23 protein-coding genes are annotated in these 23,655 nt (G+C 63.4%); 16 read left to right on the top strand and 7 right to left on the bottom strand.

Going from position 1 to position 23,655, the window contains the following annotated elements; genetic code table 11:
* Positions 1–315: 315 nt before the first annotated feature.
* Positions 316–2,601: a bifunctional diguanylate cyclase/phosphodiesterase gene (locus tag ACODSZ_RS12695; protein ID WP_488927795.1), complete on the top strand. Its 2,286-nt coding sequence runs from the start codon at positions 316–318 to the stop codon at positions 2,599–2,601.
* Positions 2,602–2,645: 44 nt separating this feature from the next.
* Complete coding sequence (locus tag ACODSZ_RS12700) at positions 2,646–3,494, top strand: phosphate/phosphite/phosphonate ABC transporter substrate-binding protein (protein WP_488927796.1); 849 nt, start codon at positions 2,646–2,648, stop codon at positions 3,492–3,494.
* Between the two features lie 13 nt (positions 3,495–3,507).
* Here the strand turns inward: ACODSZ_RS12700 and ACODSZ_RS12705 are convergent, their stop codons facing one another.
* Positions 3,508–3,993: a glutathione peroxidase gene (locus ACODSZ_RS12705; protein WP_008331823.1), complete on the bottom strand. Its 486-nt coding sequence runs from the start codon at positions 3,991–3,993 to the stop codon at positions 3,508–3,510.
* Positions 3,994–4,076: 83 nt separating this feature from the next.
* Complete coding sequence (locus ACODSZ_RS12710) at positions 4,077–5,105, bottom strand: type IV pilus twitching motility protein PilT (protein ID WP_488927721.1); 1,029 nt, start codon at positions 5,103–5,105, stop codon at positions 4,077–4,079.
* Positions 5,106–5,178: 73 nt separating this feature from the next.
* Between ACODSZ_RS12710 and ACODSZ_RS12715 the strand changes: the two genes are divergently transcribed.
* The 4 genes from ACODSZ_RS12715 (at position 5,179) to ACODSZ_RS12730 (ending at position 7,796) form a co-directional block, all read left to right on the top strand.
* Positions 5,179–5,880 (top strand): YggS family pyridoxal phosphate-dependent enzyme, encoded by a 702-nt coding sequence (locus ACODSZ_RS12715; protein WP_008331819.1) that lies wholly within the window; start codon positions 5,179–5,181, stop codon positions 5,878–5,880.
* 63 nt (positions 5,881–5,943) lie between these two features.
* On the top strand, positions 5,944–6,756 hold the full coding sequence (proC, locus tag ACODSZ_RS12720; RefSeq protein WP_488927722.1) for a pyrroline-5-carboxylate reductase: 813 nt from the start codon (positions 5,944–5,946) through the stop codon (positions 6,754–6,756).
* Positions 6,756–7,517, top strand: coding sequence for a peptidoglycan DD-metalloendopeptidase family protein (locus tag ACODSZ_RS12725; protein WP_008331815.1), 762 nt, complete (start codon positions 6,756–6,758; stop codon positions 7,515–7,517). The genes proC and ACODSZ_RS12725 overlap by 1 nt, the downstream gene beginning before the upstream one ends.
* Before the next feature lie 51 nt (positions 7,518–7,568).
* On the top strand, positions 7,569–7,796 hold the full coding sequence (locus ACODSZ_RS12730) for a hypothetical protein (RefSeq protein ID WP_008331814.1): 228 nt from the start codon (positions 7,569–7,571) through the stop codon (positions 7,794–7,796).
* A gap of 12 nt (positions 7,797–7,808) precedes the next feature.
* Here ACODSZ_RS12730 and ACODSZ_RS12735 read toward each other — a convergent pair whose 3' ends face one another.
* Together ACODSZ_RS12735 and ubiA are read right to left on the bottom strand one after the other, a co-directional pair.
* Positions 7,809–8,468 carry a thiopurine S-methyltransferase gene (locus ACODSZ_RS12735; RefSeq protein ID WP_488927723.1) on the bottom strand — a complete coding sequence of 220 codons (660 nt, stop codon included), beginning with the start codon at positions 8,466–8,468 and terminating at the stop codon, positions 7,809–7,811.
* A gap of 64 nt (positions 8,469–8,532) precedes the next feature.
* Positions 8,533–9,387, bottom strand: coding sequence for a 4-hydroxybenzoate octaprenyltransferase (gene ubiA, locus ACODSZ_RS12740; RefSeq protein ID WP_299530488.1), 855 nt, complete (start codon positions 9,385–9,387; stop codon positions 8,533–8,535).
* Positions 9,388–9,722: 335 nt separating this feature from the next.
* On the opposite strand from ubiA, the gene ugpB reads away from it, so the two are divergent.
* The 4 genes from ugpB to ACODSZ_RS12760 all read left to right on the top strand — a co-directional run bounded on the left by ugpB (position 9,723) and on the right by ACODSZ_RS12760 (position 14,121).
* The gene (gene ugpB, locus ACODSZ_RS12745) at positions 9,723–11,036 is read left to right on the top strand and encodes a sn-glycerol-3-phosphate ABC transporter substrate-binding protein UgpB (RefSeq protein WP_175344631.1); all 1,314 of its coding nucleotides are present in this window, start codon (positions 9,723–9,725) and stop codon (positions 11,034–11,036) included.
* A gap of 175 nt (positions 11,037–11,211) precedes the next feature.
* Complete coding sequence (ugpA, locus tag ACODSZ_RS12750) at positions 11,212–12,096, top strand: sn-glycerol-3-phosphate ABC transporter permease UgpA (RefSeq protein ID WP_008331810.1); 885 nt, start codon at positions 11,212–11,214, stop codon at positions 12,094–12,096.
* Between the two features lie 52 nt (positions 12,097–12,148).
* Positions 12,149–13,000, top strand: a complete 852-nt coding sequence (ugpE, locus tag ACODSZ_RS12755; RefSeq protein ID WP_008331809.1) for a sn-glycerol-3-phosphate ABC transporter permease UgpE — start codon at positions 12,149–12,151, stop codon at positions 12,998–13,000.
* Between the two features lie 26 nt (positions 13,001–13,026).
* Entirely contained in the window at positions 13,027–14,121 is a 1,095-nt protein-coding gene (locus ACODSZ_RS12760; RefSeq protein ID WP_488927724.1) for a sn-glycerol-3-phosphate import ATP-binding protein UgpC, read from the top strand.
* A gap of 80 nt (positions 14,122–14,201) precedes the next feature.
* On the opposite strand, the gene ACODSZ_RS12765 is transcribed toward ACODSZ_RS12760, so the two are convergent.
* A complete protein-coding gene (locus tag ACODSZ_RS12765; protein WP_008331807.1) occupies positions 14,202–15,149 on the bottom strand; it encodes a LysR substrate-binding domain-containing protein in 948 nt (315 codons plus the stop codon).
* A gap of 243 nt (positions 15,150–15,392) precedes the next feature.
* Between ACODSZ_RS12765 and ppk2 the strand changes: the two genes are divergently transcribed.
* On the top strand, positions 15,393–16,304 hold the full coding sequence (ppk2, locus tag ACODSZ_RS12770) for a polyphosphate kinase 2 (protein WP_488927797.1): 912 nt from the start codon (positions 15,393–15,395) through the stop codon (positions 16,302–16,304).
* 117 nt (positions 16,305–16,421) lie between these two features.
* Here ppk2 and ACODSZ_RS12775 read toward each other — a convergent pair whose 3' ends face one another.
* On the bottom strand, positions 16,422–16,964 hold the full coding sequence (locus ACODSZ_RS12775) for a hypothetical protein (protein ID WP_241820955.1): 543 nt from the start codon (positions 16,962–16,964) through the stop codon (positions 16,422–16,424).
* A 327-nt stretch (positions 16,965–17,291) separates the two neighbouring features.
* Here ACODSZ_RS12775 and ACODSZ_RS12780 point away from each other — a divergent pair, with 327 nt between their 5' ends.
* The gene (locus ACODSZ_RS12780; RefSeq protein WP_175344629.1) at positions 17,292–18,449 is read left to right on the top strand and encodes a metallophosphoesterase; all 1,158 of its coding nucleotides are present in this window, start codon (positions 17,292–17,294) and stop codon (positions 18,447–18,449) included.
* Positions 18,450–18,460: 11 nt separating this feature from the next.
* Here ACODSZ_RS12780 and ACODSZ_RS12785 read toward each other — a convergent pair whose 3' ends face one another.
* Positions 18,461–19,420, bottom strand: coding sequence for a GlxA family transcriptional regulator (locus tag ACODSZ_RS12785; protein WP_008331796.1), 960 nt, complete (start codon positions 19,418–19,420; stop codon positions 18,461–18,463).
* Positions 19,421–19,521: 101 nt separating this feature from the next.
* On the opposite strand from ACODSZ_RS12785, the gene ACODSZ_RS12790 reads away from it, so the two are divergent.
* The 4 genes from ACODSZ_RS12790 to ACODSZ_RS12805 all read left to right on the top strand — a co-directional run bounded on the left by ACODSZ_RS12790 (position 19,522) and on the right by ACODSZ_RS12805 (position 23,632).
* A complete protein-coding gene (locus tag ACODSZ_RS12790) occupies positions 19,522–20,769 on the top strand; it encodes an MFS transporter (protein WP_488927725.1) in 1,248 nt (415 codons plus the stop codon).
* A gap of 57 nt (positions 20,770–20,826) precedes the next feature.
* Entirely contained in the window at positions 20,827–21,432 is a 606-nt protein-coding gene (locus ACODSZ_RS12795) for a TetR/AcrR family transcriptional regulator (protein WP_008331792.1), read from the top strand.
* 69 nt (positions 21,433–21,501) lie between these two features.
* On the top strand, positions 21,502–22,530 hold the full coding sequence (locus ACODSZ_RS12800; protein WP_488927726.1) for an NADP-dependent oxidoreductase: 1,029 nt from the start codon (positions 21,502–21,504) through the stop codon (positions 22,528–22,530).
* A 91-nt stretch (positions 22,531–22,621) separates the two neighbouring features.
* On the top strand, positions 22,622–23,632 hold the full coding sequence (locus ACODSZ_RS12805; protein ID WP_488927727.1) for an LLM class flavin-dependent oxidoreductase: 1,011 nt from the start codon (positions 22,622–22,624) through the stop codon (positions 23,630–23,632).
* The last annotated feature ends 23 nt before the right edge of the window (positions 23,633–23,655 follow it).

A 23,655-nucleotide genomic window follows, 5' to 3' on the forward strand; every position in this document is an offset into this window, starting at 1 on the left:
CTTCATCCCAAACGGGACTCGCTCGCACTCACGCCTATTGATGAAATGGGTTCTATAAATCATTCGCCTCCTTCCTGGGCCCAGATCAGTGCGCTCCCCGCGGCGCGCTGGCCAGCATTAAATTTCTCTTAATGCTCGTGCGCTTGTCATTCACTTGAAATAAATGCCCGTTACCCTCGCCGGATCATAAAGGGACAAGCGAAGGCGTCACTCAAGGCGCCACAATCAAGCGAGTGGGGATTGCGTAAGCCGTTATCGTTCGAGCCGCAAGGGCTGCTGACCAGACTGCTCGCGGGCAGGGGCGTGTCGGCGGGAATGGTGCTGCTCGCTGCCGGGGCGCTGTCGCTGCTGTGGTACTTCACCCTCATCCGCATCGAGAACGAAAAGCAGCTGGCCATCGCCGCGTCCATCGCCGACAGCCGCAACGTGGCTGCCATCGTCTCGGCCAATCTGGATGAGGTACTGGGCAAGACCCTGCTGTATTCGCGCATCGGGCAGTCCATGCTCAATGGCGAGCAATCCTCGTCGGCCTATTTCAATCCCCTCTTCAATGGCGATTCTGCCTATCTGCGCGTGGCCATGTTCGATGCGCGCGGACGGCTGGTCTATTCCTCGGCACGACAGAAGAGCGAGCCAGAACTGAGTCGTCTCATCAATGCCGGATTCATGAGCACGCTCACCAGCACCGGCGAACACGGTCAGATGATCATCACGCCGCCCCTGAACCGCGATGGCTACAGCTGGCGCGTGCCGCTGCTCATCCCCTTGCAGGACGGCAAGGGCAGGCTACAGGGCTTCTTCGCGGCCATTCTCGATCTCGGTTATTTCCTCAAGACCTACGAAGAAGTCAGCGTGGACGGCTCCAGCCGCATCGAGATCATCAACACCGCCGGGCTGCAGCTGGCCGAGCTGGCCGGAGGCATCCTCTCGGGCGGCTCCGATTACGCCGGCCAGGAATACGCCACCTTCCTGCTGACCGGCAAGGGTGACGGACTCATCCATGCACTACGTCCGGGCGATGTCGCCCAGCATGTCGGCGTGCAGCGGCGGCTGGCGCATTATCCGCTGGCGGTGGTGGTCAGCCGCGACCAGCAGGTGCTGCTGGGCAAGCTGTGGCCGGCGCACCGGCAGTATGTCTTGCAGGCCATCCTGATTTCCATGCTGGTGCTGGTCCTCTCGGGCGGTCTGATCGGCATGGCCCACCGGCGCCGCTTCCTCTATGAGCAACTGCGCTATTCCGAACGGGAGAAGAGCGGCCTGATCCAGCAGCTTGAAGAGGAAAAGAGTCGCGCCTACCAGTTGGCCTCGCATGACTACCTGACCGGCATTCCCAATCGCATGCTGTTCTACGAACTGGCCACCACCGAACTTTCGCGGGCGCGTCGCAGCCGCAATCTGTATGCGCTGTTCTTTCTCGACCTGGACAAGTTCAAGCTCATCAACGATACCCTCGGTCATGCCGTGGGCGATGCGCTGCTGCAGGAAGTGGCGCGTCGGCTGCGCGCAGCCGTGCGCGAATACGACCTGGTGGCGCGCCTGGGCGGGGATGAATTCGTGGTGCTGGTCTCGGAAATCCGCAGCGAGGAAGTCGTCGCCGAGATCGCCGACAAGCTGGTTGAAACCCTGCGCGCTCCCTATCCCGATCTGCTGGGCTGCGATGTGGAAACCACGCCCAGCATCGGCATCGCCCTCTACCCTCGCGATGGCCAGAACATCGCCACCCTGATGACCAACGCCGATTCGGCCATGTACAGCGCCAAGAACGCCGGCAGCGGCCTGTACCGCTTCTACGATGCCTCGCTCAATGCGATTGCGGTGCGCGGGCTGGAGTTGCTGGGGCGCTTTCGCCAGGCGCTCAAGGAAAACGAATTCTGCCTGCACTATCAACCCAAGGTCGAGTTGCAGGACTATCGCGTGGTCGGCATGGAAGCCCTGATCCGCTGGCAGCATCCCGAGCACGGTCTGATCTATCCGGGCGAATTCATCGGCCTGGCCGAGACCCATGACCTGGTGCAACCGCTGGGCCACTGGATCATCGAAGCCGTATGCCGCCAGCTGGCGCAATGGCGCGCCGATGGCCTGCCCCTGGTGCCGGTGGCCATCAACGTGTCGGCCAAGCAGCTCAATGATGAACGCCTCATTGCGACCGTGCGCGAGGCCTTGCAGCGCCACCAGCTCAGTGCGCAGTGGCTGGAGATCGAGGTCACCGAAAGCTGTTTCATTGCCGACCTGGAGCAGGCGCGCCAGACCCTGGAAAAGCTGCGCGACGAAGGCTTGCGCATCTATCTGGATGACTACGGCACGGGCTATTCCAGTCTCAGTCATATCAAGGCGCTGCCGGTGGTGGCGCTGAAGATCGATCGCTCCTTCGTGCGTGACATCCGCAACGACAACAGCGACGGCATGATCGTCGCTTCCACCGTCTCGCTGGCGCGCAATCTCGGACTGAAGGTGGTGGCCGAGGGCGTGGAGACGCGCGAGCAACTGATGCACCTCAAACTGATGGGCTGCGACGAAGTGCAGGGCTTCTATCTGCAGCGTCCGGTCGCGGCCGCGCAACTGGTGCCGCTCTTGCAGAAAGGCAGGTTCGATATCTCATGAAGACCCACTTCGCCACCCTGGTGCTGGCCGCAGGTGCGGCCTGCATGCTGCTGCCCGCGGCACCGGTCCTGGCCGGCGCTCGCGCGGCCTGCGAACGGCCGCAGCGGCTGCGCTTCTCCTTCGTGCCGCAGGGCCGCGACCTCGACCAGCAGACGGCGCTCAGTCCGCTGGTGGACGAATTGCGCGAACGCCTGAAGATGCCGGTGGACGTGATCATCCCCACTTCCTACGGCGGTGTCATCGAGGGACTCATGGCCGGTGCCGTCGATGTGGCGCGGCTGGGGCCGGCCTCCTACGTGACGGCACACAAGGGCGATCCGCAGATCACGCCCTTTGCCTCGATGGAGCAGGTGGAGCCCAATTTCGCTGCGCAGGGCGGGGTGTCATCGGTGTATTACTCGCTGCTCATCACGCGCCAGCAGGGGCCCTATGACAGCGTGGCCTCGCTCAAGGGCCGGGTACTGGCGCTGGCCGATCCGGACAGTACCTCGGGCGCGCTGATCCCGCGCCATCTGTTTGCGCGCCAGTACAAGCTGCAGTTCGAGCGCTATTTTTCGCGCATCGGCTATTCCGGCAATCATGAGCGATCCGTCATGGCCGTGTTGAACCACAATGCCGATGCGGCCTTTGTGGCCAGCACCAATCTCTCGCGCATGATCAGCGACGGCCAGCTCAGAAAAAGCGATGTACGCGTGCTGTGGCGCTCGGGGGCGATTCCCTTCGATCCCTTCGTCTATCGCGGCCAGCTGTGCGCCGATATCCGCAAGAAGATCCGCGAGGTGTTCCTGGACAAGAACGCGCTGCGCGTGAAGCTGACCCTGGACAGCCTGCGCGCCACGCATTTCGTGCCGGTGCACGACGCGGCCTACCAGATCATCCGCGCGCTGCCCTGAAAGACGGACGGACTTATTCGGCCAACAGTGTTTCGATATCGGAAATCATTTCCTCGGGACGGGTCTGCGGCGCGTAGCGCTTGAAGACGCTGCCATCGCGGCGTACCAGGAACTTGGTGAAATTCCACTTGATGGCCTTGCTGCCCAAGAGACCCGGGGCTTCCTTCTTCAGGTACTGATACAGCGGATCGGCCTGTTCGCCATTGACATCGATCTTGGCAAACAGGGGAAAGCTCACACCGTAATTCTTTTCGCAGAAGGCGCCGATTTCCTCGGCATTGCCGGGCTCCTGCGCGCCGAACTGGTTGCAGGGGAAGGCCATCACTTCCAGTCCGCGTGGGTGGAACTGACGGTGGATGGCTTCCAGGCCGTTGTATTGCGGGGTGAAGCCGCATTTGCTGGCGGTATTGACGATGAGCAGCACCTTGCCGCGCAGCTGTTCCAGGGAAAAGGGCGTCTGGTCGGCCAGCTTGGGCTGGAAATCGTAGAGAGTGGTCATGGACTGTTCCTCGGGGCTAGCATCGTTGTGGCCGCCATTCTAAACCGCAGCGCCCGCGCCTGCTTGTGAGCGTCCGGGCGGGCTCAGGCCGACAGGCCCTGTTCCCGCGCCGTTGCCGCGCTGATGCGGCCCTGTTGCAGCAGCAGGGCCAGGCTGGCCTGCAGCGTCTGCATGCCCTGCGCGGCACCGGCCTGCATGGCCGAGAGCAGTTGCGCGCTGCGTCCTTCGCGGATCAGATTGCGCACCGCCGCCGTGGCCACCAGCACCTCATGGGCCGCGACCCGCGCAGCGCCGGTGATGTCCGGCAGCAGGATCTGGGCGATCACTGCCTGCAATGCCTCGGCCAGCAGGCCGCGAGCGGTGTCCTTTTCACCTTCGGGGAAGGCATCGATGATACGGTCGACTGCGCGGGCGGCGGAGGCGGCATGCAGCGTGGCCAGGACCAGATGACCGGTTTCGGCCGCACTCAGCGCCAGGCGGATGGTGGGCGTATCACGCAGTTCGCCCACCAGCAGGACATCCGGATCCTCGCGCAAGGCCGCGCGCAGGGCCTGCGCAAAGCTGGGGACATGGGTACCGATTTCGCGCTGGGTCACCAGCGCGCGGCACGGCGCATGCAGGAATTCGATGGGATCTTCGAGCGTGAGGATATGGACCGGGCGCGTCTCATTGATGAGCCGGACCATGGCCGCCAGGGTGCTGCTCTTGCCCGATCCGGTCGGTCCGCTCACCAGCACCAGGCCGTGCGCGCGCCCGGCCAGGTCGGCGCAGCAGGCCGGTGCATCCAGCTCGGCCAGTGCGGGCGGCTGTTGGCCCAGCGGACGAATGGCCGCCGCCGGACCGCGTTGCTGCCGGAAGGCGTGAACGCGAAAGCGGCCCAGTCCGCCCAGCGTCAGCGCGAAATCGCAATCGGCACCGGCGCGATACTGCGCTTGCAGCGACGCCGGCATCACCGCCAGCAGGGCCTGCGTCAGTTGCGGGCCATCCAGCGGCTGCAGATTGATGCGCCGAATCGCCCCATGGACCCGCAGCAGAGGGGCCAGCCCGGCACAAAGATGCAGATCGGAAGCTTGATTCCTGACGGCAAATGCCAGTAGGGTGGCAATGTCCATTTATAATCCCGACAAGGTTGGACCAACAATATCGTTATCTCCCTGCAGGCTCGCCCCTTCCGGCTCCCGGATTATGTCGTCAATCGCTCAACACTTGCAACACGTGCAACAACAGATCGCCCAGGCGGCCAGCCAGGCCGGGCGCTCACCCTCCTCGGTCCAGCTGCTGGCGGTCTCCAAGACCTTTGGTCCGGAGGCGGTGGCCGAAGCCGTCGCGGCCGGCCAGCGTGCCTTCGGTGAGAATTATCTGCAGGAAGCGCTCGACAAGATCGCCGCGCTGCCGACTCTGGTACCGGATACGCCGCTGGCCTGGCATTTCATCGGTCCCATTCAGAGCAACAAGACCCGGCCCATCGCCGAGCACTTCGATTGGGTGCATTCGGTGGACCGGCTCAAGATCGCGCAGCGCCTGTCCGAGCAGCGACCGGCGGAACTGGCACCGCTGGATATTTGTCTGCAGGTCAACATCAGTGCCGAACAGAGCAAGAGCGGCCTGAGTCCGCAGGAGTTGCCCGAGGTCGCGGCCCAGGTGGCGCAACTGCCTCGTTTGCGTCTGCGCGGGCTGATGGCGATACCGGCCCCCAGCGACGATATGAAGCAACAGCGCGCCGCCTTTGCTGCGGTTCGGGGGCTCTATGAACAATTGCGCACCAGCGGACTGGCGCTCGATACTCTGTCCATGGGCATGTCGGCCGATCTGGCCGCGGCAGTGGCCGAAGGGGCCACCATCGTGCGTATCGGCAGCGCCATTTTCGGGGCGCGGCATTACGGGTGAAACAGCCCGTATGAAGTTTTCAACCCATCATCATCAGCCTCACACAAGACACAAGGAGCAGAAGTGAAGATTGCGTTTATCGGCGGCGGCAACATGGCAGCGGCCTTGATCGGCGGACTGGCCGGCAAGGTCGCCGCAGCAGAAGACATCCACGTGGTCGACCTCAATGCCGATGCGCTGCAGGCGCTCAAGGACAAGTTTGGCGTGAGCACCGCGCAGTCCATCGATGGCAGCATCGCCCATGCGGATGTGGTGGTGCTGGCGGTCAAGCCGCAGCAGATGCGCGGGGTGGTGGCCAGTCTCAAGCCCTTCATCGCTGCCCAACTGATCGTCTCGATTGCCGCGGGCATCCGCATGGTGGACCTGTCGCGCTGGCTGGATGGTCATCAGGCCATCGTGCGCGCCATGCCCAACACTCCGGCCCTGATCGGCCGTGGCATTTCCGGCGTGGTGCCGCATGCGCAGGTCTCGACCCTGCAGCGCGCGCAGGCCGATTCCATCCTCAAGGCCGTGGGCGAAACCCTGTGGCTCGACAGCGAAGAAAAGCTCGATGCGGTGACAGCCGTGTCGGGCAGTGGTCCGGCCTACGTGTTCTATTTCCTCGAAGCGATGGAGCAGGCCGCCGCCCAGTTGGGCCTGTCCGCGCAAGACGGCCTGCAACTGGCCAAGGCCACCTTTGCCGGCGCTACCGAACTGGCGCGCCGTTCCGATGAATCGGTGGCCACGCTGCGCGAGCGCGTCACTTCCAAGGGCGGTACCACCTATGCTGCATTGACCAGCCTGGAGCAAGCGGGCGTGAAGGCGGCCATCGTCGATGCCCTGCAAGCCGCCGCCCACCGCAGCAAGGAGCTGGGCGACGAATTCGGCAAGGCCTGATGGGACAGGCTTACCGCTTCCTCGGTGCGCTGGCGGCCTTGCCGCTGGTCTCGACCCTGCTGCTCTCCGGCTGCGCTTCCACGGCCGACAGCGATGGCTATTACACGGTCAGGCGAGGTGACACGCTCTACAGCATCGGTCGCGACTTCGACCAGAGTCCGGCCAACCTGCGGGCCTGGAACCGCCTGCGCAATCCCGATGATCTGGATGTCGGCCAGCGCCTGCTGGTGCGTCCGCCGGTCGGCGTGGTCGCCCGCACCGGTGCCGGGCAGACGCCGCGGCCGACGGCATCCTCGCCTGGCGCCGCCAGCGCCTCGCGCAAGAGTACCGGCAGGCCGGCGGCCAAACCATCGTCAAAGTCGCATGAGGAGGACGATGCACCGGCCCCGGCCGATGCCCGACTGGACTGGATGTGGCCCACCCAGGGCAAGTCCGCGCCCAGTGCCGACAGCTACAAGAAGGGCATTGACATCGTCGGCAGCCAGGGGCAGCCGGTGGTGGCGGCGGCGGCCGGCAAGGTCACCTATGCCGGTCACGGCATTCGCGGCTACGGCAACATGGTGATCATCAAGCACACACCGCAACTGCTGTCGGTGTATGCGCACAATGCGACGATCACGGTCAAGGAAGGCCAGATGGTCACGCGTGGCCAGCAGATCGCCACCATGGGCAACAGCGACACCAACAAGGTCAAGCTGTATTTTGAAATCCGCCGCAACGGCAAGCCGGTCAACGTGATGGCGCTGCTGCCGGCGCGCTGAGACCGGCGCCGGCGCTTGGCGCCGCAACGCAGGACAGAATCAGGAATCCACATGGCCAAACTGGAAGACATCGTGCGCCGGCAGAAGACCGGCGCCACCTTCGTCATCAGCGCACAGATGCTGCAGATGACCCCGCGCGACTTCGATGCCGTAGCCCAGGTCTGGGACGACGAGGGCGGCCCTGGCTTCAATGTGGCCGGGGTGCCGTTTCGCGTGGTGGTGGACGGGGAATTCTTCATCAGCCGGGTGACGGTGGTGCGGACCACGGCTGAGGTGTGAGCGAAAAGGGCCTCAGCGCTGGCGTTGCAGGCGATAAACCACCGTTTCCAGCGCCAGCAGGCCGCGCTCCAGGAACCTGGGTTCCTTCTCCAGGATGTCGCGCCGGTCAATTGCCTCGACCGCGCTGTGCGGGGCGTACAGGGTGGCGACTTCTTCCTGGCTCACCGAGAATGGCGGGCCGTCCATCTTCTGCTGGTCGTATTCCAGCGTGATCAACAGGCTGCGTGCCTGCGCCGGCAGGCGTCCATAGATCTGCGCGACGTAACGCGCGCGCATCTCCGGCGGCAGGGCGATCAGGGCCGCCCGGTCGTAGGCGCCGGCACAGGCGGCCAGCGTGGCGTCGTCGAGTGCGAAGATGTCGCCGCAGATCAGTTCGATCTGGCCCGCCACGTAGTGCCGGCCTTGCCTGCTTTCATGCACCACCGGCGTCAGCTGATGCTCGCTGAAGAATTGCGTGATGGCCAGTTCCGACAGTTCCACGCCCAGCACACGGTGACCCTGTTCGGCCAGCCACAGCATGTCCAGCGATTTGCCGCACAGGGGAACCAGCACCGTGCTGCCCGCGCTCAGGGACAGCTGCGGCCAGTACTTCTGCAGCAATGGCGTCACTCGCGCCTGGTGAAAATGTGTCCGCCCGTCGCGCCAGCGTTCCAGCCAGAATTCCGCTTCCATCTCGTCTCCTTTGTTGTTGGGCCAGACAGTGTCACCGCCTGGCGTGCGTGAGGACATCAGTGCATCAGTGCATCAGGTAATCCAGCGCGACACCGGCGAAGATGGCCGCGCCCAACCAGTTGTTGTTGTTGAAGGCTGCGAAGCAGCGCATGCGGTCGCGCTCGCGGATGAGCGTGTAGTGATACACCGCAAAGCCGCAGGCCACCAGCATCCCTGCCGAGAACCACAGCCCCAGTCCGTATTGCAGGCCGACCACCCAGATCAGTGCCAGCGCCACCCCGTAGCACAGCATGACCGCGGCGACATCGTAGCGGCCAAAGGTGATGGCCGAGGTCTTGATGCCGATCTTGAGGTCGTCATCGCGGTCCACCATCGCATACTCGGTGTCATAGGCCACCGCCCAGAAGATGTTGGCCACCAGCAGGACCCAGGCTGCCAGCGGTACCGTGCCGCTCACGCTGGCAAAGCCCATGGGAATGCCAAAGCCGAAGGCAATGCCCAGATAGGCCTGGGGGATGGCGAAGAAACGCTTGAAATACGGATAGCTGCCCGCGATGATGACCGCCGCCACCGACAGCTGCAGCGTCAAGGCATTGAGCGGCAGGATCAGCAGGAACGAGAGCAGCGCCAGCACACCGGCCACCATCAGGGCTTCCCACGACTTGATCTTGCCGGAGGTCAGGGGACGTTGTTCGGTGCGCTTCACATGGCGGTCGAAGTCGCGGTCGGCGTAGTCGTTGATGGCACAGCCGGCCGAACGCATCAGCACCGTGCCCAGCACGTAGATCACCAGGATGCGCCAGTCGGGCACACCGCCCGCCGCCAGCCACAGGGCAATCAGGGTGGGCCACAACAAGAGCAGGATGCCGATGGGTTTGTGGGCGCGCACCAGCAGCGCGTAAAGCCTGAGCCTGTCCATGGAATGTCCGCAAAATCGAAAGACCGCATTATAATTCGCGACGACGTTTTCGCACCGTCGTGCTTTTTCTGGTGTGCCAACGGCAGGCCGGGCCGGTCCCGGGACCGATGCGGCGCGGCGTTGCGAGGCAGTCGTAGCGGCAGCATCCGTAGCATCTGTAGCATCCGTAGCAGAAATAATAAAAACCAATTCCCATTTCCTGAGACGTTTTCGGTTTTCGTGCTGCATGGCCACACGCATTTCCTTTGCCCAAAGCCAGCAGTACGGCTAATGTAACGCGGCTGTCATGGAGCGTTGTTAGCATCAAACCCCCTTTTTTCGAGAGGTCCCCTCTGATGAACATGATGAAAACACTGATCGCGACCGGTGTCCTGGCGACGATCACATCCTCCGCCTTCGCCGCAACCGAGATCTCCTGGTGGCATTCCATGACCGGCGCCCTGGGCGAACGCGTCAATGCCCTGGCTGACGACTTCAACAAGACCCAGAGCGATTACAAGATCGTGCCGGTCTACAAGGGGACCTACGACGAATCGATGGCCGCCGCCATTGCCGCCTATCGTGCCGGCAACGCGCCCGACATCCTGCAGGTGTTCGAAGTGGGCACCGCCACCATGATCTACGCCAAGGGCGCAGTCAAACCGGTCTATGAAGTGATGCACCAGGCCGGCGAGAAGTTCGACCAGAACGCCTACGTGCCCGCCGTGGCCGGTTACTACTCGACCCCGAAGGGCATGATGTCCTTCCCCTTCAACAGCTCCACCACCATCATGTTCTACAACAAGGACATGTTCGCCAAGGCAGGCCTGAATCCGGAAAAGCCGCCCGCCACCTGGCAGGAATTCATCGGCATGGCCGCCAAGATCAAGGCCAGCGGCGCATCGTGCGTCTACACCACGACCTGGCAATCCTGGGTGCATCTGGAATCGTTTTCAACCTGGCACAATGTTGAGCTGGCGACCAAGAACAACGGCTTCGGCGGCCTGGATGCGCGCCTGAAGATGAACAGCCCGCTGCACGTGCGCCACATCGAGAACCTGTCGAACTGGGCCAAGCAGGGCTACTTCACCTACGCCGGCCGCAAGGACGAGGCCAACGCCAAGTTCAACGCGGGCGAATGCGCCATCATCACCGGCTCTTCCTCGGCCTACGCGGATATCCGCAAGAACGCCAAGTTCAAGTTTGGCGTGGCGCCGCTGCCGTACTACAGCGACGTGCCGGGCGCCCCGCAGAACACCGTCATCGGCGGCGCTTCGCTGTGGGTGATGAACGGCAAGAAGGCCGATGAATACAAGGGCGTGGCCAAGTTCTTCAGCTACCTCTCCAAGCCGGAAGTGGCCGCCAAGTGGCACCAGGATACCGGTTACCTGCCGGTCACCAAGGCGGCCTACGAGTTGACCAAGAGCTCCGGTTTCTATGAGCGCAATCCGGGCACCGACGTGGCCGTCAAGCAGATGATCGTCAAGACCACCGAGAAGTCGCGTGGCCTGCGCCTGGGCAATTATCCGCAGATCCGCACCGTCTTCGACGAGGAACTGGAAAACGTCTGGACCGGCAAGAAGACCGCCAAGGAAGCGCTGGACTCCGCCGTCAAGCGCGGCGACGAACTGCTGGTCCGTTTCGAGAAGGCCAACAAGGGCAACCAGTAATTTCCTTGCGCAGTAGCTCCCGTCCGGCCTGAACGCGACGACGGGACAGGAACCGGCGCTGTCCTCCACGATCCTGGAGGGCAACGTCGGCTTCCGTTTTGGGATGTCAGCAAGCTGACATCCGATTCCGATTCAATCAACCTCTGCGGCCAGGCGATCCCTGGCCGGAACGATCGTGGAAAAACGCGCGCGCTTCACCTCGAAGTGGTTGCCCTATCTGCTGGTGGCACCGCAGATCATCATCACTTTGCTGTTCTTCTTCTGGCCTGCGGTGCAGGCGCTGTATCAGTCCATGCTGCTGCAGGATGCCTTCGGCGGCTATTCCGAATTCGTCTGGCTCGACAATTTCAAGACCCTCTTCGCCGACCCGACCTACCTCGAATCCTTCCGCACCACGGCCATCTTCTCGGCGCTGGTGGCCTTCTTCGGCCTGGCGCTATCCTTGCTGCTGGCGGTCTTCGCCGACCGTGTGCGCCGTGGCGCCTCGGTCTACAAGACCTTCCTCATCTGGCCCTATGCGGTCTCGCCGGTGGTGGTCGGGGTGCTGTGGATGTTCCTGCTCAGTCCCTCCCTGGGCATCCTCTCGCACGTGCTGACCTGGCTGGGTCTGCCCTGGGACTACATGATCAATGGCACGCATGCCATGATCCTCATCGTCATCGCGGCCATCTGGAAGCAGATCAGCTACAACTTCCTGTTCTTCCTGGCCGGCCTGCAGTCGATTCCCAAGTCGCTCATCGAAGCCGCCGCCATCGATGGCGCGGGGCCGGTCAAGCGCTTCTTCACCATCGTCTTCCCGCTGATCTCGCCGACCACGTTCTTCCTCTTCGTGGTCAACGTGGTCTATGCCTTCTTCGATACCTTCGTCATCGTCGATGCCACCACCCACGGCGGTCCCGGCAAGGATACCGAGATCCTGGTCTACAAGGTCTTCACCGACGGCTTCAGAGGCGGCGACCTGGGCGGCTCGGCGGCGCAATCGGTGGTGCTCATGGCGCTGGTGATCCTGCTGACCGTGGTGCAGTTCAAGTACGTTGAAAAGAAGGTGCAATACGCATGAAGCCCGCTCCCATGAACGCTCTTTTCTTCCTCCAGATCGAAGAGGTGACCGCATGATCGAACGTCGCCCCATCCTCGATTTCCTCAGCCATGTGGTGCTGGTGCTGGGTGTACTCATCGTGTTCTTCCCGCTGTATGTCGCCTTCGTGGCCAGCACCCAGACCGCCGAGCAATCGGCGCTGTCGCCGCTGTCGCTGGTGCCGGGCGGGGAATTTCTGAACAACTACGGCGCGGTGCTATTCAAGGGCGCATCCGGCCAGGTGAGCGCACCACCGGTGCTGCACATGCTGTGGGTGAGCCTGGCCACTGCGCTCATCATCGCCATCGGCAAGATCTCCATTTCCATGCTCTCGGCCTTTGCCATCGTGTACTTCCGCTTTCCGGGGCGAGGGCTGTTCTTCTGGATGATCTTCGTCACGCTGATGCTGCCGGTGGAGGTGCGCATCACGCCGACCTACCAGGTCGTTTCCGACCTGGGCATGCTCAACAGCTATGCGGGTCTGAGCATTCCGCTGATCGCCTCGGCCACGGCCACCTTCCTGTTCCGCCAGTTCTTCCTGACGGTGCCTGATGAACTGGCCGAAGCCGCGCGCATTGATGGTGCCGGGCCGCTGCGCTTCCTCAAGGATGTGCTGTGGCCGCTGTCGCGTACCAATGTCATTGCGCTGTTCGTGATCATGTTCATCTACGGCTGGAACCAGTACCTGTGGCCGCTCATCATCGCCACCGACACCAGCATGTATCCCATCGGCATCGGCATCAAGACCTTGATTTCCGGTGGCGATTCGGCCGTCGAGTGGAACCTGGTAATGGCCACCATGATCCTGGCCATGCTTCCGCCCGGGCTGGTGGTGGTGCTGATGCAGAAATGGTTCGTCAAGGGCCTGGTCGATTCCGAGAAATAATTTATATCATTTAACTACTGACAACCATGGCAGCAATCCATCTCAAGCAAGTTCGCAAGACCTATGGCACGGGCGCCAAGGCGGTCGACGTCATCCATGGCATCGATGCCGAGATCGCCGATGGCGAATTCATCGTCATGGTCGGTCCCTCGGGCTGCGGCAAGTCCACGCTCCTGCGCATGGTCGCGGGGCTGGAAGAGATCAGCAGCGGACAGATCGTCATCGGTGATCGCGTGGTCAATGACCTGGAACCCAAGGAGCGTGACATCGCCATGGTGTTCCAGAACTATGCCTTGTATCCGCACATGACGGTGTACCAGAACATGGCCTACGGGCTGAAGATCCAGGGGCTGTCCAAGGCCGAGATCGACGAGCGCGTGCAGCGCGCCGCCGCCATCCTCGAACTCGGCGCGCTGCTGGAGCGTACCCCGCGCCAACTCTCCGGCGGCCAGCGCCAGCGCGTGGCCATGGGCCGTGCCATCGTGAGAAAGCCCGCCGTATTCCTTTTCGACGAACCGCTCTCCAATCTGGACGCCAAGCTGCGCGTGCAGATGCGTCTGGAAATCCAGAAGCTGCATGCCAGCCTGCGCACCACCAGTCTCTATGTCACCCACGATCAGGTCGAGGCCATGACCCTGGGCCAGCGCATGATCGTGATGAACCGTGGCGTGGCCGAGCAGATCGGTACGCCCGCTGAAGTCTATGCACGTCCGGCCACCACTTTCGTGGCCAGCTTCATCGGTTCGCCGCCGATGAATTTGCTGGAGGGCAGGCTGTCGGCTGACGGTGCCAGCTTCGAGGCCAGCAAGGGCGAGGCTGCCGCCACCGTGCGACTGCCGCAGGCGCTGCCCGGTGCGGCCGGCCAGGAGCGCATCCTGGGCGTGCGGCCGGAACACCTGCTGCCCATCCTCGACGGCTCGGCCGCGCAGCTGTCACTGGAGGTGGAGCTGGTCGAAGCGCTGGGTGCGGAATTGCTGGTGCATGCGCGCTGTGGCGGACAGCCGCTGGTGCTGCGCTGCCCGGCCAATGTGCCGGTCAGTACCGGTCAGCGGATCGGGGCTTCGTTCGGCGCGGGGGATGTGCATTGGTTTGATGTGAAGAGCACGCATCGCATTACCTGAGTTCCAACACGTCGTACTGGCAGAAATGACACGGGCCTCGCAATTGCGAGGCCCCTTTTCCTTGCAAGCTGACGCAGGGATCAAGCCGCGCTGGCCGACTCTTCGGTGAGCATCTCCACCCCATTGAGCTTGCAAGCCAGCACCGCCTGATGCACCGCATCGATGGCCGCCTGCCGGGTAAAACTCTTGCGCCAGGCGATGACCACGCGGCGCGAAGGGGCCGGCGCGACGAAGGGAACATAACGCACCATGCCGTCGCGCGCGTCGGCATCGGCAATGGAGGCGCGCGGCAACACGGTCACCCCGATACCGGAGGACACCATGTGACGGATGGTCTCCAGTGACGACCCCTCGAAGGTGCGGGCGATGCCATCGCCATTGGTGGAGAAGCGCGACATCTCCGGGCAGACTTCCAGCACCTGATCGCGGAAGCAGTGGCCGTTGCCCAGCAGCAGCATGGTCTCGCTCTTGAGTTCACGCGCATCGATTTCCTTGCGCTCGGCCCACTTGTGCTGGCGCGGCAGCGCCACCATGAATTGCTCGTCGTATAGCGGCGTCACGTTGAGCCCGTGCTCGGGGAAGGGCAGGGCCATGATGGCCGCATCGAGCTCTCCCTGGCGCAGCAGCTCGATCAGGCGCGTGGTGAAATTCTCCTGCAGGATCAGCGGCATCTGCGGCACGCGCTCTATCATGGTCTTGACCAGCGACGGCAGCAGGTAGGGGCCGATCGTGTAGATGATGCCCAGACGCAAGGGGCCCGATAGCGGATCCTTGTTCTGGTTGGCGATTTCCTTGATGGCGGCGGTCTGCTCCAGCACGCGCTCGGCCTGGGCCACGATCTGCGCGCCCAGCGGAGTGACCGAGACCTCGGTGCCGCCGCGTTCGAAGATGACAACGCCCAGCTCATCTTCCAGTTTCTTGATGGCCACCGACAGCGTGGGCTGGGCGACGAAACAAGCTTCTGCTGCATGGCCGAAATGCTTTTCCCGCGCGACGGCCACGATGTATTTGAGTTCTGTAAGTGTCATGCTCTTATGCCGGAATCGTTTTCGGGACTATAGCGTATTTTCGTGCGGCAGGTTCTGCAGGGCATCATGGCATTTGGCCGCCAGTTGATGCAGGATGCACCTTCAGGGGCAGGGCCGGCGGTATTGCTGTTGAGATGTTATCCGCCTGTCATGTCTTGGTCACAAAGGGCAGGTATGTTGTCACGCACTTTCAGGCGAAGGGAAGTGCCGCGTTCGCCACTTTATCTTGCACACGAGGACATGATGGATAAGGAAGAACTGGTCAAGCGCGTCCACCGCGAACTGGCCGACAGCTATGACGAGGAAATGGAGCTGGAACTGGAAGACCGCACCGTCGATCCGGTGACCGGTGAATTTTCCAGCGCCCATGGCAGCGAGGAAAAGGAATACCGTCGCCTGTATTTCCGCGAACTGTTCCGCCTGCAGGGCGAGCTGGTCAAGCTGCAGGACTGGGTGGTACAGACCGGGCACAAGGTGGTGATCGTCTTCGAGGGACGCGACGCCGCCGGCAAGGGGGGCGTGATCAAGCGCATCACCCAGCGCCTGAACCCGCGCGTGGCCCGCGTGGCTGCGCTGCCTGCACCCAACGACCGCGAACGCACGCAATGGTACTTCCAGCGTTATGTATCGCATCTGCCGGCGGCCGGCGAGATCGTGCTGTTCGACCGCAGCTGGTACAACCGCGCGGGTGTGGAAAGGGTGATGGGTTTCTGTACCGACGAACAGTACGAGGAATTCTTCCGCTCCGTGCCCGAGTTCGAACGCATGTTGACCCGTGCCGGCATCCAGGTCATCAAGTACTGGTTCTCCATCACCGATGAAGAACAGCATCTGCGTTTCCTCTCGCGCATTCATGATCCGCTCAAGCAGTGGAAGCTGAGCCCCATGGACCTGGAGTCGCGTCGTCGCTGGGAGGAATACACCAAGGCCAAGGAAGTGATGCTGGAGCGCACCCACATTCCGGAAGCGCCGTGGTGGGTGGTTCAGGCAGTGGACAAGAAGAAGGCACGCCTGAACTGTATCAGCCACCTGCTGCAACAGATGCCCTACGCGGAAGTACCGCACGCGCCGGTGCAACTGCCCGAGCGTGAGCGCCATGAGGACTACGAGCGCCACCCGGTACCCGATACCATGATGGTGCCGGAAATCTACTGATCGATTGAACGGCAGAGCAGGGCGCCTCAACGAAAATGGCCGGAGACGAAGCTCCGGCCATTTCCATGTTGATTTCCCTTTTAGGGCCGTTCAGACGGACCATGCCGTCGTCCCGTCTCAGTCGAAGTACTTGGAAATCACTTCGCCGAAAGCCTGCTCGGCCGACATGCCATTGAGCATGAGCTTGCTGATCTCATCGGAATGCTGGTTGATCTCATCGGGCAGCATGTGGCGGTTGGCCTTGAAGTAGGCGTACTTCTCGCCATCGACCGCTTCGCGCGCGCGGGCCGCGGCAGTGGTCGGACGGGCTGTGCCGCCGGCGCTGCGGGCCGAGGCGGCACGCGCCGAGCGCGGGGTGCTGCGAGTGCCGCTGCCGCCGGTGGCGACGATGCGCTTGATCTGGTCAAGGGTGAAGATGGGCGTCACATTGCCGGGACCGAATTCGGTTTCTTCGGCACGGTGCAGGTGGTGATTGCCATCGAAGGCCATCTTCTTGTCGAAGCTGTTGATGACTTCATAGTGCGGCTTTTGCACCGAACCGAACATGCTGAAATGGACGCGGTCGCCGTAGGAGCTCATCTGGGTGATCACGCCGTTGAGGAATTCGGGTTTGATCGCCTCGACATTGCCATGCCAGCGTTTGGTTTTGCTTGAACTCAAAATAACTCTTCCAATGATGCAGGCGCGGCCTGGTGTCGATGCTCTTGCCATCGATGCGGCAGGTGCCGCCAAGGTCGCGCGAATTAAAAACGGGGGGATAGAAGCAATATTATCCTCCTCTGAGCGTCTTCCTGCATGCCCGTGGCCGACTTTTTCTTCATCTGGCGGTTTCTGCTGTCTGCCGATGCGGCATTTTGGGCAGGATTTACGAGGTTTTTCGCAGGAATTGCTTGAAAAGCATCCCTGCAGCCTTCATATCTCAGCTTTCCGGCAAGCAAGGCCGGCCTTCGCAATCCCGGGCGATGTCTCCTCTTTCAAAGGTTTTCCATGCGCCGTAGCCTCGTCTCGCTGTTCACCGTCCTCGGCCTGCTGGCCGCCCTGCACGCCTGGATCGGCTGGCAACTGCTGCCGGCACTGACTCCCCGGGCGGGCTGGATCACGCTGGGCGCTGTCGTGCTGTTGCTGTCCTTCCTGCTGATGCCGGTGGCGCTGGCCGTGCCTTACCTCAAGCGACGCGGTTTGTCGGAAACCGCAGCCGATCGTCTGGCCTGGGCCGGCATGCTGGCCATGGGCGCGTTTTCCTCGGCCTTGCTCCTGACCCTGTTGCGCGCGCTGGGGCTGGCGGCGCTGCCCTGGTTGCACCTGTCGCCCATCCAGCAACACGAAATGATCGAGCTGAGCGCCTGGCTGGTGCTGGCCCTTACCGCAGCGGCCACCGTCATCGGCTATCTCAATGCCCGCCGCACCGCCGCCGTGGTCGAGGTCAGCGTGCCGATTGCCAACCTGCCGTCGGCGCTGGAGGGCTTCACCATCGTCCAGATCAGCGATATTCACGTCGGCCCCACCATCAAGGCAGCATACCTGCAAGCCATCGTCGACCGGGTCAATACCCTGCAGCCGGACGTGGTGGCCATCACCGGCGACCTGGTCGATGGCAGCGTGCACCAGCTGGCGCCGCACACCGCACCGCTGGCACAACTGCGCGCGCGGCATGGTGCCTACTTCGTCACGGGTAATCACGAGTACTACTCCAACGCCCACGAATGGATAGACGAGGTGCGCCGTCTGGGCGTGACGGTGCTCATGAATGAACACGTGGTCCTGCGCCATGACGGCGCGGGCCTGGTGCTGGCCGGTGTGACCGATTACACCGCTCATCATTTCGATGAAGCCCATCGCAGCGATCCGCATGCCGCCATTGCCAACGCGCCCGCCGACCACCCGCGCGTGCTGTTGGCGCACCAGCCCCGCAGCGCCACCGTCGCCGTCGAGGCCGGCTTCGACCTGCAACTTTCGGGGCATACGCATGGCGGCCAGTTCTTCCCGTGGAATTTCTTCGTGCCGCTGCAGCAACCTTATGTGGCCGGTCTCAAGCGCCTGCAGGGACTGTGGATCTATGTCAGCCGGGGCACCGGCTACTGGGGGCCGCCCAAGCGACTGCTGGCACCTTCCGAGATCACGCGCGTACGCCTGACCGCAGGCTGAACCGACGCCGCCTATTGCGCATCGTCCAGACGCGCCAGGCGTCGCATGGCCTGCGGCGGTTGTCCGAACAGCCGCAGGCAGGCGCGCCGCATGCGCTCGGCATCGCCAAAGCCGGTGGCGCGGGCGATGCTCTCCAGGCTGTCCTGCGATTGCTCGATGCGTAGCCGCGCCGCTTCTGCACGCATCTGTTCGATGGCACGTGCCGGGGTCTGGCCGGTCTCGGCCGCGAAGCTGCGATCGAACTGACGGCGGCTGAGACAGGCCACTTCGGCCAGCGTGTCGATGCTCACTTCCTGATGCAGGTGCGCGCGCGCAAAACTGAGGGCGCGGCGTATGCGTTCCGAGCCACCATCCATCTCCTGCAGGGCCGAGAACTGCGACTGTCCGCCCGGACGCCGGTGATACACCACCAGCTCGCGCGCCACCGCCTTGGCCAGTTCGGCACCGTGATCTTCCTCGATCAGCGCCAGGGCCAGATCGATCCCGGCGGAAATCCCCGCTGAGGTCCACACCTTGCCATCACAGGAATAGATGCGCTCGCTGTCCACCTTCACCTGCGGATACATCTGCTGCAGCTTGGCCGCCATGCGCCAGTGCGTGGTGGCGCGCCTGCCATCGAGCAGGCCCGCTGCCGCCAGCACGAACGCGCCCGTGCACACGCCGGCGATGCGGCGCGAGCGACCGGCTGCGCGCACGATGTAGCGACGCAGCCCTTCGGACACCAGTCCTTCGCGCGGTGCCCCGCCTCCTGCTACCACCACGGTATCGAAGCTGGCGCGACCGATGCGTTCGGTCTGGATCAGCGCCCCCGCCGAACTGCGGATCATGCCGCCCGGCTCGGAATGCAGCGTGATCCGATAGAGCGCGCGCCCGCTGACCCGGTTGGCGGCATCGAAGGCCGACAGCGGACCGGTGAAATCGAGCATGCTGCAATCGGCAAAAATGAGGAAGGCAATGTCGCGCGCGGGCATGGTGCAGAAAACGTCAAATGGCTGGTAATGCCGGAATTATGACATTTAAGCCATACCCCTGCACGGCACACTGCAAGGCCTGATCCCCACCGGAGCCCGCCTTGTCCATCCTCTCCACCCCTCCCGCAACAGTCACCGGCGTTCCTTCCGTACATCGCTGGAAAGTGCTGGCCGCCGGCGTTGCCGCCAACGCCAGTTTTTCGGCGGTGTTTTCCGGCATCCCGGTCACCTCGCTGGTGCTGCGCAATGACTATCAACTCGGCAATGCGCAACTGGGACTGGCGCTGGGCCTGTTGAGCCTGGGCGTGGCGCTGGGCGAACTGCCCTGGGGGGTACTGACCGACCGCCTGGGTGATCGCAAGGTCCTGCTGGCGGGCCTGCTGGGCACCAGTGCCGCGCTCTTGCTGCTCATGGCGATGGCCCGTCCGACGCAGGGCGCATCGGCGATCCTGTGGCTGTATGGCGGTCTCATGCTGGCGGGTATGCTGGGTGGCAGTGTCAACGGCGCCAGCGGACGTGCCATCATGGCCTGGTTCGGCGAAGGCGAACGCGGCCTGGCCATGAGTATCCGCCAGACCGCCGTACCGCTGGGGGGCGGTATCGGTGCCTTGCTGTTGCCCTCGCTGGCCGACCGCGCGGGCTTTGGCGCGGTATTCGGATTGCTGATGGCACTGTGCCTGGCCAGTGGCGGGCTGGTGCTGTGCTGGCTGCGCGAACCGGACATGGTGGCCCGTTCGCAGGCAGCCCCGGAGCCTGCCGCATCGGCCTTGCGCAGTGCGCTGGTATGGCGGCTGGCGCTGGGCACCGGTTTGCTGTGCGCGCCGCAGGTGGCGCTGATCAGCTTCGGCGGCATCTTCCTGCATGAAGTGGGGCAGGCCAGCCTGCTGCTCATGAGCGTGTTGCTCACGCTGGTGCAACTGGGGGCGGCGGTGGCGCGCATCGCCAGTGGCCGCTGGACCGACCGGCGCGGCCAGCGCCGCCCTTATCTGCGGGCTTGTGCATTGGGCAGTGCGGTGCTGTTCCTGCTGCTCGGCATGTCCTCGCTCAGCGGCATGTCCGCTGCGCTACCCTGGCTGGGCGGCGTGCTGGTAGCGGCCGGCGTGGTGGTCTCCGCCTGGCATGGCGTGGCCTACACCGAACTGGCCGTAGCCGCCGGTCCGGCCCAGGTCGGCACGGCGCTGGGGCTGGGCAACAGCTGTGTCTTCGGTGTGTTCTTCCTGACCGCGCAGGCGGTTCCGGTACTGCTGCACTGGCACGGATGGGCCGCCGTGTGGATCGGCGCGGCCATCGTGGCGATGCTGGTCCTGCCGCTGTTTCCGTCCGCGCACAAGCAGCCTGCATCAAGCTGATCCGCGAAAAAGACCGGCCTTAGACGACCGGTCTAATTTTCCGTTAGAATGCAGCGCATGCGAGAACACTACGATCACAACAAGCGTCACATCCTGCAAGCCGGCCATGCGCTCATCGCGCAGAAGGGCTATACCGGCGTCGGTCTGGCGGAGATCCTGGCGGCGGCGCAGATTCCCAAGGGTTCCTTCTATCATTACTTCGGATCGAAGGAACAATATGGTCGCGAACTGATCCAGCATTATGTGTCCGCCTACCTGGAACGGCTGGACCATGCCCTGTCCGACCACGGCCAGGGTCAAGGCGAAGATGCCCGCCAGCGTCTGCTGACGTACTGGGGGTATTGGCTGGAAAGTCAATGCTGCCAGGAGGCCGAACAGCGCTGCCTGGTGGTCAAGCTCTCCGCAGAAGTCGCCGACCTGTCCGACGACATGCGACAGGCCCTGCACGAGGGCACGCAGCGCTTCATCGGGCGCATCGCCGCCTGCATCGAGGAAGGCATCGCCGAAGGATCGCTGCATACCGTGCTGGAACCGCAGGCCACGGCCACCATGCTTTACCAGCAATGGCTGGGCGCCAGTCTGCTGTCCAGGCTCGGGCGTGACCGCGCGCCGATGGAAGCGGCCATGCTGGTCACGCGACGCGTGCTGGTGGCTCCACGGTAACAGAGTCCCGCGGCCTGTCGCCCACACGCTCGATGAAGCGAACATGAACCGAATACGGAAAGGATTTCCATGACCCAACTACCCAAGACCAATCGCCGCATTGTCCTCGCCTCGCGCCCGACTACGACCCCCACGGCCGAGAATTTCCGTCTCGAAGAAGTGGCCATCCCGCCGTTGCAGGACGGCCAGATGCTGCTGCGTGGACTATGGCTCTCGCTGGACCCCTACATGCGCGGCCGCATGAGCGATGCCCCTTCCTATGCTCCTCCGGTGGAAATCGATGGCGTCATGACCGCTGGCGTGGTCTCGCGCGTGGTCAGTTCACGTCATCCAGATTTCCAGGAAGGCGATCTCGTCATGGCCTACACCGGCTGGCAGGAGTACGCCATCTCCGACGGCAGCGGCGCCAACAAGCTGCCGGCCGACTTCGACCATCCTTCGCACGCGCTGGGTGTGCTGGGCATGCCCGGCTATACCGCCTACGCCGGCCTGATCGACATCGGCCAGCCGCGCGCCGGTGAAACCGTGGTGGTGGCCGCAGCCACCGGCGCGGTCGGTTCGCTGGTCGGACAAATCGCCAAGCAGCGTGGCTGCCATGTGGTCGGCATCGCCGGTGGCGCGCAGAAGTGTGAATCGGCGGTCAAGGAACTGGGCTTCGATGCCTGCATCGACCATCGTGCGCCCGACTTCGCCGAGCAACTCAAGGCGGCCTGCGGGCGTGGCATCGATGTATATTTCGAGAACGTCGGTGGCGCCGTGCTCGATGCCGTCATCCCCTTGCTCAACATCCACGCCCGCGTGCCTGTGTGCGGTCTGATCGCCCACTACAACGGTGGCAGCCTGGCCACCGAGAGCAGCGCCATCCTGCGCCGCCTGCTGACCCAGCGCATTCGTGTGCAGGGCTTCATCATCTTCGATTACTACGTCAACCGCCCCGACCTGTATGCCGCTTTCCAGCAGGAAGTCGGCACCTGGCTCAAAGAAGGCAAGCTGCGTTACCGCGAAGACGTGGTGCAGGGCCTGGAGCAGGCCCCCGAAGCCTTCATGGGCCTGCTGCAAGGCAAGAACTTCGGCAAGCTGGTGGTGAAGCTGGATTGAGTCCACGCACCACGGTACGCCATTTCCGGGGAAGCTACCCGGCCACCGGCACGGCCTGCAAGGGCTGTGCCGACTCGACAAGGATTGCCGCATGATTCCGTTTTCCGTCCTCGATCTTTCGCCGATCAACCAGGGCAGTACCGCCGCCCAGGCCTTCAACAACAGCAAGGAACTGGCGCAGCGCGCCGAAGCCCTGGGCTACCGGCGTTACTGGCTGGCCGAGCATCACAACATGCCCGGCATCGCCAGTGCCGCCACGGCGCTGGTGATCTCGCATGTGGCGGCCAACACCAGGACCATCCGCGTCGGTTCCGGCGGCATCATGCTGCCCAATCATTCGCCGCTGGTCATTGCCGAACAGTTCGGTACGCTCGAGTCGCTCTATCCCGGACGCATCGATCTGGGCCTGGGCCGTGCGCCCGGTTCCGACCAGCGCACCGCGCGTGCCCTGCGCCGTCACATGGGCGGTGATACCGCAGAGAACTTCCCGCAGGACGTGCTGGAACTGCAGGAATATTTCGATGAACCCTCGGACTACCAGGCGCTGCGCGCCGTTCCGGGCAGCGGTCTGAAAGTGCCAATCTGGCTGCTGGGTTCCAGCATGTTCAGCGCGCAGCTGGCAGCCGAACTGGGTTTGCCGTTCGCCTTCGCCTCGCACTTCGCGCCGGGCTTCATGAAGTCGGCGGTGCAGATCTACCGCGAGCGCTTCAAGCCTTCGGTCACGCTCAAGAAGCCCTACGTGATGCTGGCGCTCAATGTCTTCGCCGCCGATACCCAGCGCGAAGCCGAGCGCCTCTTCACCTCGCTGCAGCAGCAGTTCCTCAATCTCATCCGTGGCACTCCCGGCCAGTTGCGCCCGCCGGTGGAGGATATCGATGCGTTGTGGCAGCCGGGCGAACAGGCTCACGTCGAACGCTCCCTTGCTTGCGCCGTGGTCGGAGACCGCGAGACCGTGCAGGAAGGGCTGCAAGCCTTCATCAATGAACACGCGCCCGACGAGCTCATCATCACCGCGCAGATCTACGACCATGCGGCGCGTCTGCATTCCTTCGAGATCGCCGCCCAGGCGCGCGAGTCGCTGAAGGAAACGGTCACGCTCTGAGCTTGAGCGCACTACGTGAAAAT

The sequence above is a fragment of the Herbaspirillum sp. FG34 genome (assembly GCF_057809315.1).